This window comes from Marinomonas epiphytica (assembly GCF_054780655.1).
On record NZ_BAAGVX010000038.1, the window covers coordinates 108,451 to 120,940 of the forward strand.

Sequence of the window (12,490 nt, forward strand, 5' to 3'; positions counted from 1 at the left end):
GGCAGTGATGTGACATTTTAACCAAATTGTCACATTTTCGAGCTTTAATAAACCGTTCCTGAGATGAGGGTGAATCCTGTGACCGGTAAAAAAGTACTAATTATTGATGATGAGTCTTCCATTCGCGAAATGATCGCTGTCGCCTTAGAAATGGCAGGATACGAATATTTGGAAGCAGAAAACAGCCAACAGGCCCACGAAATTATTGTGGATCATAGACCTGATTTGATTCTAGTAGACTGGATGATGCCTGGTGGTAGCGGTATTGAATTAACACGACGTTTAAAGAAAGACCCAACGACCGCTGAAATCCCTGTCATCATGTTGACCGCAAAAAGTGAAGAAGACAATAAGATTCAAGGCCTTGAAGTCGGTGCTGATGATTATATTACTAAGCCATTCTCACCAAGAGAGCTGGTTGCTCGCCTTAAAGCGGTTCTTCGCCGCGCAACACCACAAGGTATCGATGAACCAATTGAAATAGAAGGTCTATTACTAGACCCTATTAGTCAGCGCGTTACCATTGGTAGCCGCCCATTAGAAATGGGGCCTACAGAGTATCGTTTGCTTAAATTTTTAATGACACACCAAGAAAGAGCTTACTCTCGAGCGCAATTATTAGATCAAGTTTGGGGCGGCAATGTCTACGTTGAAGAACGTACGGTTGATGTACACATTCGTCGTTTACGTAAAGCCATTGGTAGTTCCCATGACAGTTTAATTCAAACGGTTCGTGGCACTGGCTATCGATTCTCTGCGAAAAGAACTCCATGAAGAATATTTGGAAAGTCGCCGTAGCCCGATGGCTAATCGGGCTAGCTGCCTGTATTGCCATTGGCCTTGTAATTGGCCAACTGCTTGCTACCTTGCTCATCTATACGCTTGGAAGCTTATACTGGCAAATGTATCAGGTATACACTTTCCACCACTGGTTACGCCACTCAGGCAAAAAAGCGCCCCCTGAATCTGACGGTATTTGGGGGGAAGTTTTTGACGCAGTCTATCGCTTACAGAAAAAGCAACGCAAGTCGAAACGCCGCATGCGCCAAGCTTTAACTCGAATCGAAAGTTCTACTGCCGCCCTAAAAGAAGGGGTTATTATGGCTGACAGCCAAGGTAACCTTGAATGGTGGAATAATTCTGCAGCGCACTTTTTTGGGCTCATGCGCCCAGTAGATCGAGGACAACCGATTACCAACATTGTACGAGACCCAGACTTTTTCCGTTACTTTAGCCAAAAGCGTTTCGGCGAACCTCTAGTGATCAAATCCCCCGCTAAAGAAGGCACTTATCTTGAAGTACAAACGACCCTCTATGATAAAAATGATCACCTAATCTTTATCCGAGACGTCACCCGCCTGCATTTATTAGAGCAGATGCGTAAAGACTTTGTAGCCAATGCCTCACATGAGTTGAAGACACCTTTGACAGTCATAAAAGGGTACTTAGAAACCTTGGACATGTTCAAAGATGCTTTACCAGGCAGCCTACAGAAAGGCATAGTCAATATGTCTGAGCAGTCAGACCGTATGGAGCACTTGATTGAAGATCTTCTGTTACTATCTCGCCTAGAAGGCAATGATAAGCGAGAGCCAGACCAGTGGATCAAAATCACTGATATTACCAGTGCGGTTGAAAAAGCGGCTTCTTCTCTGCTTTCGAACGAACATAAACTGATTTTTGATATTCCCGAAGAAGCACGCATTTATGGGTCTTATAACGAGTTGTACAGTGCATTCTCAAACTTAGTACTCAATGCCGTCAAATATTCACCAGATGGTGGTGATGTGAACGTGACTTGGGATTATGGTGAGTATAGTGGCGTATTCTCAGTGCAAGATGAAGGCTTAGGGGTCGAACCTAGGTACATTCCTAGACTCACAGAACGCTTCTTTCGAGTCGATAAAGGCAGAGGGTCTAAGAACGGTGGTACAGGTTTGGGGTTAGCGATTGTTAAACACGTACTAGTTCATCATGAAGCCAAACTACAAATCCGCAGCCAACCCGGTTTTGGCAGTACCTTTAGTTGCCATTTTCCAAGTAGCCGAATTCGTAATGACCAAATTGCTATGCCAGCTTCATAAGCCAGCATAGCAATAATACGTTTTCATAAGCGACCAAATAACTTGGTAATAAATTCTGTTTTTTCTGCGTCTTGGTCTATCAAGCTAAGCGTCACCGTTAAAAACGTTGAATCTGCTTTCTTTTCCGTAGTGGCTACGGATTGCACGAAATAGTTTAAACGGTTTACTGTGCCTTCATTTTCCAAATCCAGCACTGCTTGACCTAACACTTGAGGGATCACATCATCGCTCTTAATCAACATGGTGGCCTCTTGTAAGGCAAGCTTTATTACCATGCAACGAAACTGTTTGGTTTCAAAACGCACTAACGTGGGTATTTTTACCTCTTTAACCTTCACATGCGGAGAGGTAACTTTAGCCGCTGTGGATTGGCCTTTAGACACTTTCTCCCCTGCATTTAGTAAAACATCTATCGATCCTGAGGCTACACCATCGTTGGCTCGTGGTGCTCCTGATCGGGCTTTCTGAGACGTCAGTTTAGACTCAATGCCATGCTTTTGAGCAGCAGACATTACTTTATTCACTAGCTGTTCACTGGAGAAAGGTTTACCCAAATAATCAGTGACCCCTGACTTTACTGCTTCAACAACATGGTCTTTGTCTCCACGACTGGTAATCATTAAAAATGGCATGGCATCTTTTTGGTATTGTGGTTGTTCACGGCACCATTTTAAAAGCTCAACGCCCGTCATTTCAGGCATTTCCCAATCACACAGCACCATGTCGAACTTGCTTTTGCTCAATAGTTGCTGAGCTTTACGACCATTAATTGCATCTTCAATCACACAAGCGGGGAACTGTTTTCTGAGCGTTCGTCTGATGAGGTCTCGAGTAAAGGAAGCATCATCTACGACTAAAATTTTTAATGACATTACTGCGCCTCATTAGAATCAATTAAAAGTGAAGAGTAGTCTCCAAACTGGCTGCGATATACATCTATCCATAACAGGGTAGCTGCCACCACCGCTATTGGCATGATTACCAAGTTCAAAACGGGGATGGTAATACCTACCATAACAATGGCACCAAACATCCAGCACATAAGCGGCTTACTACGTAGCGCCATTCTCATGTCGTGAAATGCTACCTTGTTATTGTCAAACGCATAATCCATATATTGGATGGCTAACATCCAAGTAGAGAAAAGCAACAGTAATACAGGCGCAATGATGTTCACAATGGGAATAAAAGACAAAATAATTAAACCCAAAAAACGCGGTAAAAAATAGAGAATTTTTTGTAACTCACGCTGTAAGCTGCGCCCTATAATGGCCAAAATGACTTTACTGTTCAGTTGCTCGTCAAATACTTTGCCGGTTTTTTTCTCTTCTACTTTTTCCGCCAAAAACGCCATAAAGGGAGCTGCTAGAATATTAACCCCTATAGAGAAACTATAAAAAAGCAATACCGCGACTACAGCGCCAAAAATGGCATAGAACAGCCAGTTTAAAAAAGACAGCCATTCAGGAAGATAATCCATCAATACCGTGGTCAGATGATGGAAATAGCTCAGGGCTAATAAATAGACAACGCCCATCAAAATAATATTAGCCAATAGAGGAGCAAGAACAAATAAGCGCAACTGTGGCGACAAAATTAAAGGGATCGCTTTAAAAAAAGCCTCTATGGTTTTAAAGGGTTGGGTAATCACAAGGTTTCTCGTTCAAATTTAATAATTTACTTAGCAATTTTCACAAAAATGCTGACAACAAGCCACTGAATACCGACTTTTTTATAGTTAATTTACGAGCTGGTTTACAAGTAAGGAAAACCTCTATTAAATTACTCTCACGTAAACATTCTTATCATGGCTAATTATGGTGCTCAAAACGACTCTTACTCGAATCATCTGGCTCTTTAGTCTTACCGCCAGTTTATCCGCGGCGGCACTGGAATCACCTACCTCTCATGTTGTACTAACCATTTCAGGTGATATAAAACATACTAACTCAGCTGCTGGTGCAGAGTTTGATTTAGCTATGCTGCATACCCTGCCCCGAAAAAGCATAGTAACCCATGACCCATGGTCTGATGGCGTACACACCTATTCAGGCTTTGACCTATATGAATTACTTCGCTCGCTAGACAATCACGGTAATATGTTAAGGTTGACTGCTCTTAACTATTATATCGTAGAGATTCCTGTAGAGGATTTCATCACGAAAGGTGCTATCATAGCGACTCATAAAGATGGCCTGCAAATGTCTGTTAGAAACCTTGGGCCTACCATGGTAATTTACCCTTTTGACGACGACCAAAGCTTACGAAATGAGCTGTATTATGGCCGTTCTATCTGGCAAATCCAAAACATTACAAGCTTCACTATAGATTAAACAACGTGCCTATTAGACTTACTCTTAACTTTTTTTATAAGAATTACCTTCTCACTTTACTGCTTCTAATGACTATTACTGTATCTGGCGTAAGTATTAGGCTAATGCACATGAGCAGTGAAACAGAGTCTTATAATGAAAGTACTGCTTCGGAGAGCATCCTTTGGAACAGTGTTCAGCTGCAAATGCAGGCCTATCGATATGTCGACTTTTTACGAGAACTTGAATGGCAAGACAGGCCGTTAAATGGAGCAGGTTATTATCAATACGATTTACTCATGAGCCGTGTCGATATCCTTAGACAAGGTGAGGTCGGGGCAGTGATTCGTAGTTACCCTGAAGGTAAAGCATTTCGACTATTAAATATAATTAATGCTGAACTAGAGCTGTTAAGCTTGAACGTTGCAAGGCTTGAAAACCATAAATCTGATAATGGCCAGATTCTCCAAGATCGAATCCAATCACTTTATGGCCCAATCAATGAATTTGTACTAGAAGTACACCAAGCCAATAGACATAAGAGCAGCCATGTTTACCTTGCTTTAAAAAAAGGTCTGAGTGAAATTAAAGCGCTTACTTTTATAGTGAGTATTCTGTCGACACTGACCCTGACTCTCATCCTCGTAAAGCTAGCTAGACGAGCCAGCTAGCTCTCGTTGCATATCAATTAACGAGACCAGCTCATATTAGTGCTTGCAACAAAAATGGCCACTAGCTTTTCCATACCCTGCTCATCGATTGCGCTAAAGCGCTGAATATTTGGGCTATCCATATCGAATACACCGACCAGTTCTTGATCAACTACTATCGGTATAACCAACTCAGACGCTGAGGCGGCATCGCAGGCAATATGCCCCTCGAAAGCATGTACATCATCAACACGCTGAGTCAGTTGAGTGGCAGCTGCAGAGCCGCATACTCCGCGACCAAATGGAATACGAGTACAAGCGACTTTGCCGACAAACGGGCCTAACACGAGCTCTTCACCCTGCGCGAAATAAATCCCGGACCAATTTAAGTCGGGAATCATCTGCATCACAAACGCAGAAAATTGAGCACTGTTGGCAATTAAATCCTGTTCGCCAGACAATAATCCAGTTAGTTGGTCAGCCAACTCTTGATAATCTGCCAAGCTTGAAACAGCCTGCTTTTCCTGTAATTCAAACATCTTTTCTCTCTAGTTATCTTTCTGGGAAATATCTCAGCATGATATACGAGACTCATTTGCAACGTCATTGAAAAATTCTAACTTACACGCTTGTTTCGCAAATCACAGGCAAAAAAAAGCACCGGCTAAAGCCAGTGCTTTTCACTACATAGGTCTATCTAGTGGCCAATTTTGCCCGCTAGGTCATTGACCGAAACATGGCGCACGTTGACACCTTTCACCATGAAAATCAGATGTTGGCAGGAATGACGAGCGTGATCGCCAATACGTTCCAATGATCGTAATACCCAAATCACGTTCATGACCTTAGAAATACTACGTGGGTCTTCCATCATATAGGTGATCAAAGAACGCATTGCCGCATTAAACTCTTGGTCAACATTACGGTCACGCTTAGCAACCTGGATAGCAGCGTCGATATCTAAACGTGCGTAGGCATCCAGTGTGTCATGAATCATTTTGGAGACCATTTGCCCAATGCGATTAATCTCCACATAGCCTCGTGGAGACTCACCTTCATCTGCTAGATTAACGGTTAAACGAGCAATTTTCTTGGCTTCATCACCCATACGCTCAAGCTCACCTACCGCTTTGCTGATGGACACAATCATGCGTAAGTCAGAAGCCGCTGGCTGACGTATCGCAAGAATGCGGTTACATTCATCGTCAATCAGGCCGTCTAGCTGGTTTACCATAGTATCTTGCTCAGTTACTTGCTCCGCAAGATCCACATTGGCATCCATTAAAGCTTGCACTGCGTTTTGTACCTGTTGCTCAACAACACCGCCCATGGTTAGAAAGTGCTGACGTAACGCTTCTAGCTCTTTGTTAAACTGCTGGGAGATATGATCTGATGCTAATTCTTTCATTGTTTTTCCCTCAACCTAGCCGTAGCGACCTGTAATGTAGTCTTCTGTTTGTTGTTTACTTGGATTGGTAAATAGAGTGTTGGTGTCACCAAACTCAATTAAGTCACCCATATACATAAAGGCAGTATAGTCAGATACACGCGCCGCCTGTTGCATATTGTGCGTTACGATGGCGATGGTGAAGTCTTTCTTCAATTCGTGAATCAACTCTTCAATTTTCAAAGTAGAGATTGGGTCCAAGGCAGAAGCAGGCTCATCAAGCAATAAGACTTCAGGCTTAACAGCCACGGTGCGGGCAATAACCAAACGTTGTTGCTGACCACCAGACATACCTAATGCGCTCTCGTGTAAACGATCTTTTACTTCGTCCCAAAGCGCCGCAGAGCGTAGTGCCCACTCTACTGTTTCGTCGATCACACGCTTTTTGTTAATACCTTGAATACGAAGACCGTAAGCAACATTTTCATAAATGCTCTTAGGGAATGGGTTTGGCTTTTGAAACACCATGCCCACTCGGCGACGTAATTCAGCGACGTCTGTGCCTTTTTCGTAGATATTATTGTCGTGTAAGTTGATTTCACCGGTAATGCGGCAGCTATCTACCAAGTCGTTCATTCGATTAAAGCAGCGTAATAAAGTCGACTTACCACAACCAGATGGACCGATAAACGCAGTTACCTTTTTCTCTGGGATAATCATATCCACACCTTTCAGTGCTTCTTTTTCCCCATAGTAAAGGTGTAAATCCTTTACAGAAAGGCAAACGGTTTCGTCTTCAATGCGTAGTGCTTGTTGGCTACGTTGCATTGCTGAAATATCAATTGAGTGTGTTTGTTCTTCGCTCATAATAATCTCTTCTTCTCCGCTTACATTTCTAGCGATTTGTATTTTTCACGTAGGTGATTTCGAATCGTTACTGCTGAGAAGTTCAACAGAGCAATCACCATAACAAGTAGTAAAGCTGTTGCATAAACCAGTGGTCGCGCTGCTTCCACATTCGGACTTTGGAAACCTACATCATAGATATGGAAGCCTAAGTGCATGAATTTCTGGTCTAGGTGGATAAATGGATAGTTACCATCTAGAGGCAGCGTCGGAGCTAGCTTCACCACACCCACCAGCATGAGTGGAGCAACTTCACCCGCAGCACGGGCCACCGCTAAGATAACCCCTGTCATGATCGCAGGGCTGGCCATAGGCAACACCACACGCCATAGGGTTTCGGCTTTTGTTGCTCCCAATGCCAAACTACCTTCACGAACATTACGAGGAATACGCGATAAGCCTTCTTCTGTCGCTACAATGACAACCGGCACTGTCAATAGAGCCAAGGTAATAGAAGCCCACATCAGACCACCAGTACCAAAAGTTGGTGATGGTAATGCCTCTGGGAAGAATGCTTCGTCAATGCCAGAACCTAGGAAGTAGATAAAAAACCCTAAACCGAATACACCGTATACGATAGAAGGTACACCAGCCAGGTTATTTACTGCGATACGAATAATGCGAGTAATCACACCTTGTGTGGCATATTCACGTAGATAAACCGCTGCAACGACACCGAACGGCGTGACCAACACGGTCATTAACAATACCATCATGATGGTACCGAAGATCGCAGGGAAAACACCGCCCTCTGTATTTGCTTCACGTGGCTCGTCGGTTAAAAACTCCCATACTTTATTGAAGTAGAAGGCTAGCTTCTCAAACACTCCCATCGCATTCGGACGGAAAGCATGAACTATTTTAGCCACTTGAATTTCATGAACCGTACCGTCCATAACCTGCACAGTTATTGTGTCACGGTTAATCTGCTGGTACAGAGCTGCAAGTTGCTTTTGCAACTGAGCATATTCAGCATCATATTGAGCTCGTTCGGCAGCCAAATCAGCTTCTACTGCTGGAGTTAACTCACCATCAAGCTCATAGCGGCGCTGTTTAAGGCGAATACGCTCTAGGGCATGGTTAATTTTACCAATGTCTGCTTTTTCGATGTCTTTGATTTCATCAAAAATGCTTGAAGCGCGTTCAATACTCTTTTCAAATACACCCCAAGTTGCCAAAGCCGACGCAGTTGGCGTGAGGTCTTGTGTTTGAGAAACGACTTGACCGTTTTCTTTTACTTCTTTCAAGTAGCCATACAGGTTACCCCATTCGTGCCTTTCCGCTGCAAACAGCATTTCAGGGGTTTCCATATCACTTAGGTACTTATCAAGGACCCAACCAAAATCGGCACCGTAGACATCGCGGTTACCCATTTTAAGTAAGGTTCGAGTAAGTAATGGCTCACCACCTTCAGGTAAGTTAATACCGGCTTCACGAAGCTGAGCCGCTGTAACTTCCACGCTTTCAACGCGCTCTGCCACAATGGTGTACGCCTTTTCTCCTGGTAGGGAGTAAGTCGCTTGAGTAATGTCAGCAGGCCAGAAATGCCCCAGACCTCGTACTGCAATAAGCAGTAGCAAGCCAACCACCATGATGACAGAAATGGCAACTGCACCAGCATTCATCCATACCCATGGATCACCGGACTTGACCCACTCAGATACGGACTGTTTTTCCATTTTCATTTCTTTACTCATTACAATGACCCGTATTTTTTACGTAGGTGCTGACGCACGGTTTCGGCGATGGTGTTTACCACAAAGGTAAAGATAAAGAGCACAAACGCCGCCAAGAAAAGAATACGATAATGGGAACTTCCCACTTCTGATTCTGGAACCTCTACCGCTAGGTTTGCGGCCAATGTACGCATACCTTCGAAAATATTGAAGTCCATAATCGGCGTATTACCTGTTGCCATAAGTACGATCATGGTTTCACCAACAGCACGGCCCATACCTATCATTACGGCAGAAAAAATACCTGGGCTCGCCGTTGGAAGAACCACTCGAGTCATGGTTTGCCAGTAAGTCGCACCCAATGCTAGTGACCCTTGTGTTAAGGCTTTTGGCACACTAAAGATCGCATCTTCGGTAATTGAGAAGATGGTAGGAATCACCGCAAATCCCATTGCAAAACCTACTACTAACGCATTACGTTGGTCAAAAGTGATACCCAAGTCGTGAGTAATCCAACCGCGTATATTACCGCCAAAGAAGTTCAGCTCTATGAATGGACTCACGGCCAAACAGAACCAAGCTAAGAACACGATAACGGGGATCAATAAAAGTGGTTGCCAGCCTTCTGGTACTAACCAGCGAATATTGGTTGGCAGCCTAGACCAAAGGTAGGCAAACAACAAAATTCCAATAGGTAGTACGATCAGAACGCTAAAGGTTGCGGCCAGATTTTCTTCTAAGAAAGGAGCAAAGAATAAGCCCGCTAAGAAACCGAGGATTACCGTCGGCAGTGCTTCCATTAACTCAATAACAGGTTTCACTTTACGGCGTAGGCCCGGTGCCATGAAGTAAGCCGTATAAATAGCGCCACAAATAGCCAGCGGCACGGCCATTAGCATTGCATAGAACGCGGCTTTCAAAGTACCAAATGCCAACGGCATTAAGCTGTATTTCGGCTCAAAGTCATTGTTAGCTGCAGACGACTGCCAAGTAAAGGTCGGCTCTTGGTAGCCTTCATACCAGACTTGCCCCCACAATGAAGACCAAGATACCTCTGGGTGCTCGTTATCAACGTGGTAGAAGTGTAAGCCTTTGCCATCTTCTAACAGTAAGCCATTAGCACGTGGCGTAAAGCTGATCATGCGAGCCGAACCGTCACTCAATTGCTCATCCACAACTTGGCGCTTCGCTGTCGCATTATAGATAGCCACAACACCACGATCGTCTAGTGTTGCAAAACCTTTACGACGTTGTTCCATAGTAATGTTGTCGATGGCTGAGTTTTGCTCGAAGTCACGAATAAACGTCAGCTTTTCTTCATTACTGCCATCTTCGCGGACATTGAACCATTGTCCGACACGGCCTGAAGAGTCGGCTACCATCACAGAAGAGTTACCTAGCAAGTAAGTCATAGAAACTAGGCTTGCAGACTGGTCAAATAATTGAATGGTATCTTTTTGGTATATGTTATCGAAGTTACGTAAATCGAACTCGTTTAACTCACCTTTAGTAGTGGCAATGTAGAGGTATCTTTGGTCACCACTCACTAACACAGACGCTACGTCTTGTATGAAAGGTAGAGATTCACGTTGCTCTGATATTTCAACTTCTTCGGTAATGATGTTAACGTCTTTGGTAACACGCAGTACGGTGCTTTCTGAGGCACCGAGTGCAGCAATGGTCATACCATCTTCAGCATCACGAACCGCCAGTTTATTAATGGCGAAGTTAGCGACATTGATGGCTTCTTCACCATATGGAAACTCGACAAAAGGTGTGATTTGACGAACACCGTCGGGGTAAGAAATACGATAGCTATGCTTTACTAAAAGCACCTTTCCGTCTTCATAACCAAAGGCTAATAAACGGCTGGTATCAGACTCAATAGTAAAACTCGTTACAGCTTGCTCACGAGGATTCTCGATTGTATTGATGACACTGCCATCGGCAATAGAAAAGAACACTATGCTGCCGTTTTCTGCAACACGCATTCCAATTTCAGACTGTTCTTCTGAAGTAAGATATAAGCTCTTACCATGATCTTCAGCAGGCAAAGAGTAATCTGCTTGCTTTTCAATTGAAGCACCAGCGAAAAGTGGCGCAACCTCGTACAGAAGGTAAAAACAAATTAGCAATACAGCCAGTATTACACTGCAGCCCCCGATGGCGATCCCAGTACCGGTCATGCGGTCTTTTAGGGCTCGAATTTTACGATGACGCTTTAGCGCTGGAGTATCAAAATCCAGCTCAGGCATCTGATTATCAGTTGTTGTAGTCATCCGCTTTCAACTTTTATTGTGACGTTTTTGTTACATCAAGTGAGAAGAGAAAAGCAGGAGAGCGTAACGCCATCCTGCTTCTGGTATCTCATTTTGATTCGCTAAGCTAACTTAGTTAATGCCTAGAGATTTTAGGTACTTGTCAGCAACTTTAGCTGGTAGAGGTACGTAACCGTCTTTTACAACAACCTCTTGACCCATTTTAGATAGAACCATTTTTACGAATTCACGTTGTAACGGTGCTAGTGGCTTGTTAGGTGCTTTGTTTACGTAAACGTAAAGGAAGCGAGACAGTGGGTATTTACCAGTAGAAGCGTTTGCTGGAGTAGCTTCTACGAATGCGCCACCTGCTTTCTTAGCCAATGGTAAAGCACGTACTGAAGACGTTTTGTAACCGATACCAGAGTAACCAATACCGTTAAGTGAAGTAGAAACAGACTGAACAACAGAAGCAGAACCAGGTTGCTCGTTTACACTGTTTTTGAAGTCACCTTTGAATAGTGCAGTAGACTTGAAGTAACCGTAAGTACCAGATACTGAGTTACGACCGAACAATTGAACGTCGCGGTTTGACCAAGCACCAGTTAGACCCGCTTTACCCCAGTTAGTGATGTCTTCGCTGTGACCACCTTTACGAGTAGAAGAGAAAATCGCATCTACTTCTGGAAGTGAAAGACCTTTGATTGGGTTATCTTTGTGTACGAATACTGCTAGCGCATCAATTGCAACTGGGATTGCAGTTGGCTTGTAACCGAATTTTTTCTCGAACGCTGCGATTTCTTTGTCCTTCATTGTACGAGACATAGGACCAAAGTTTGACGTACCTTCAGTTAGTGCTGGTGGCGCAGTAGAAGAACCAGCCGCTTGAATTTGAATGTTCACGTTAGGGTAAAGACGTTTGAAATCTTCAGCCCATAGAGTCATCAAGTTAGCCAAAGTATCAGAACCAACACTTGAGATGTTACCAGAAACACCGCTAGCCTTAGTGTAAGAATTCAAACCTGCATCAACGTCTGCAACAGCGTTAAAAGAAACGCTTGCCGCTGCTGTCATTGCTAAACCCGCAACTAGTTTTTTCATCACATAAACCCCAATGGTTATAGTCAAATATTTATGAGCGACTGCCCATAGCTCGTTCAATGACAGCCACTATAAAAAAGTTATGTGACAGAAATGTTAAAGAGTGAAATATTTCA

Annotated in this window: 12 protein-coding genes; 4 read left to right on the top strand and 8 right to left on the bottom strand. The window is 43.7% G+C overall.

Annotated features, from left to right (window positions below):
• Nucleotides 1-78: 78 nt before the first annotated feature.
• Nucleotides 79-774, top strand: a complete 696-nt coding sequence (gene phoB, locus ACYVGZ_RS12920) for a phosphate regulon transcriptional regulator PhoB (RefSeq protein WP_460756288.1) — start codon at nucleotides 79-81, stop codon at nucleotides 772-774.
• Nucleotides 771-2,084 carry a phosphate regulon sensor histidine kinase PhoR gene (gene phoR / locus ACYVGZ_RS12925; protein WP_460756291.1) on the top strand — a complete coding sequence of 438 codons (1,314 nt, stop codon included), beginning with the start codon at nucleotides 771-773 and terminating at the stop codon, nucleotides 2,082-2,084. Before phoB ends, phoR begins: the two co-directional genes overlap by 4 nt.
• A 23-nt stretch (nucleotides 2,085-2,107) precedes the next feature.
• Here phoR and ACYVGZ_RS12930 read toward each other — a convergent pair whose 3' ends face one another.
• Complete coding sequence (locus tag ACYVGZ_RS12930; RefSeq protein ID WP_460756293.1) at nucleotides 2,108-2,956, bottom strand: response regulator; 849 nt, start codon at nucleotides 2,954-2,956, stop codon at nucleotides 2,108-2,110.
• Entirely contained in the window at nucleotides 2,956-3,735 is a 780-nt protein-coding gene (gene cysZ, locus ACYVGZ_RS12935; protein WP_460756296.1) for a sulfate transporter CysZ, read from the bottom strand. The genes ACYVGZ_RS12930 and cysZ overlap by 1 nt, the downstream gene beginning before the upstream one ends.
• 166 nt (nucleotides 3,736-3,901) lie before the next feature.
• Between cysZ and ACYVGZ_RS12940 the strand changes: the two genes are divergently transcribed.
• The gene (locus tag ACYVGZ_RS12940; protein WP_460756298.1) at nucleotides 3,902-4,417 is read left to right on the top strand and encodes a putative pterin-binding protein; all 516 of its coding nucleotides are present in this window, start codon (nucleotides 3,902-3,904) and stop codon (nucleotides 4,415-4,417) included.
• 110 nt (nucleotides 4,418-4,527) lie between these two features.
• Entirely contained in the window at nucleotides 4,528-5,067 is a 540-nt protein-coding gene (locus ACYVGZ_RS12945) for a hypothetical protein (protein ID WP_460756300.1), read from the top strand.
• A 17-nt stretch (nucleotides 5,068-5,084) separates the two neighbouring features.
• Here the strand turns inward: ACYVGZ_RS12945 and ACYVGZ_RS12950 are convergent, their stop codons facing one another.
• The 6 genes from ACYVGZ_RS12950 to ACYVGZ_RS12975 all read right to left on the bottom strand — a co-directional run bounded on the left by ACYVGZ_RS12950 (nucleotide 5,085) and on the right by ACYVGZ_RS12975 (nucleotide 12,374).
• The gene (locus ACYVGZ_RS12950) at nucleotides 5,085-5,585 is read right to left on the bottom strand and encodes a GAF domain-containing protein (protein WP_460756303.1); all 501 of its coding nucleotides are present in this window, start codon (nucleotides 5,583-5,585) and stop codon (nucleotides 5,085-5,087) included.
• A gap of 158 nt (nucleotides 5,586-5,743) precedes the next feature.
• The gene (gene phoU / locus ACYVGZ_RS12955; protein ID WP_460756305.1) at nucleotides 5,744-6,454 is read right to left on the bottom strand and encodes a phosphate signaling complex protein PhoU; all 711 of its coding nucleotides are present in this window, start codon (nucleotides 6,452-6,454) and stop codon (nucleotides 5,744-5,746) included.
• A gap of 15 nt (nucleotides 6,455-6,469) precedes the next feature.
• A complete protein-coding gene (pstB, locus tag ACYVGZ_RS12960) occupies nucleotides 6,470-7,300 on the bottom strand; it encodes a phosphate ABC transporter ATP-binding protein PstB (RefSeq protein WP_460756308.1) in 831 nt (276 codons plus the stop codon).
• A 20-nt stretch (nucleotides 7,301-7,320) separates the two neighbouring features.
• The gene (gene pstA, locus ACYVGZ_RS12965) at nucleotides 7,321-9,036 is read right to left on the bottom strand and encodes a phosphate ABC transporter permease PstA (RefSeq protein ID WP_460756310.1); all 1,716 of its coding nucleotides are present in this window, start codon (nucleotides 9,034-9,036) and stop codon (nucleotides 7,321-7,323) included.
• A complete protein-coding gene (locus ACYVGZ_RS12970) occupies nucleotides 9,036-11,294 on the bottom strand; it encodes an ABC transporter permease subunit (RefSeq protein WP_460756313.1) in 2,259 nt (752 codons plus the stop codon). Before ACYVGZ_RS12970 ends, pstA begins: the two co-directional genes overlap by 1 nt.
• Before the next feature lie 111 nt (nucleotides 11,295-11,405).
• Nucleotides 11,406-12,374, bottom strand: coding sequence for a PstS family phosphate ABC transporter substrate-binding protein (locus ACYVGZ_RS12975; protein WP_460756315.1), 969 nt, complete (start codon nucleotides 12,372-12,374; stop codon nucleotides 11,406-11,408).
• Nucleotides 12,375-12,490: the final 116 nt, after the last annotated feature.

Bases quoted from the DNA above. Each gene is read 5' to 3' on its own strand.
- ACYVGZ_RS12945 (WP_460756300.1), top strand. From the start codon at position 4,528: ATGAGCAGTGAAACAGAGTCTTATAATGAAAGTACTGCTTCGGAGAGC.
- pstA (WP_460756310.1), bottom strand. From the start codon at position 9,036: ATGAGTAAAGAAATGAAAATGGAAAAACAGTCCGTATCTGAGTGGGTC.
- ACYVGZ_RS12975 (WP_460756315.1), bottom strand. From the start codon at position 12,374: ATGAAAAAACTAGTTGCGGGTTTAGCAATGACAGCAGCGGCAAGCGTT.
- phoU (WP_460756305.1), bottom strand. From the start codon at position 6,454: ATGAAAGAATTAGCATCAGATCATATCTCCCAGCAGTTTAACAAAGAG.
- ACYVGZ_RS12970 (WP_460756313.1), bottom strand. From the start codon at position 11,294: ATGACTACAACAACTGATAATCAGATGCCTGAGCTGGATTTTGATACT.
- ACYVGZ_RS12930 (WP_460756293.1), bottom strand. From the start codon at position 2,956: ATGTCATTAAAAATTTTAGTCGTAGATGATGCTTCCTTTACTCGAGAC.
- pstB (WP_460756308.1), bottom strand. From the start codon at position 7,300: ATGAGCGAAGAACAAACACACTCAATTGATATTTCAGCAATGCAACGT.
- ACYVGZ_RS12950 (WP_460756303.1), bottom strand. From the start codon at position 5,585: ATGTTTGAATTACAGGAAAAGCAGGCTGTTTCAAGCTTGGCAGATTAT.
- phoR (WP_460756291.1), top strand. From the start codon at position 771: ATGAAGAATATTTGGAAAGTCGCCGTAGCCCGATGGCTAATCGGGCTA.
- ACYVGZ_RS12940 (WP_460756298.1), top strand. From the start codon at position 3,902: ATGGTGCTCAAAACGACTCTTACTCGAATCATCTGGCTCTTTAGTCTT.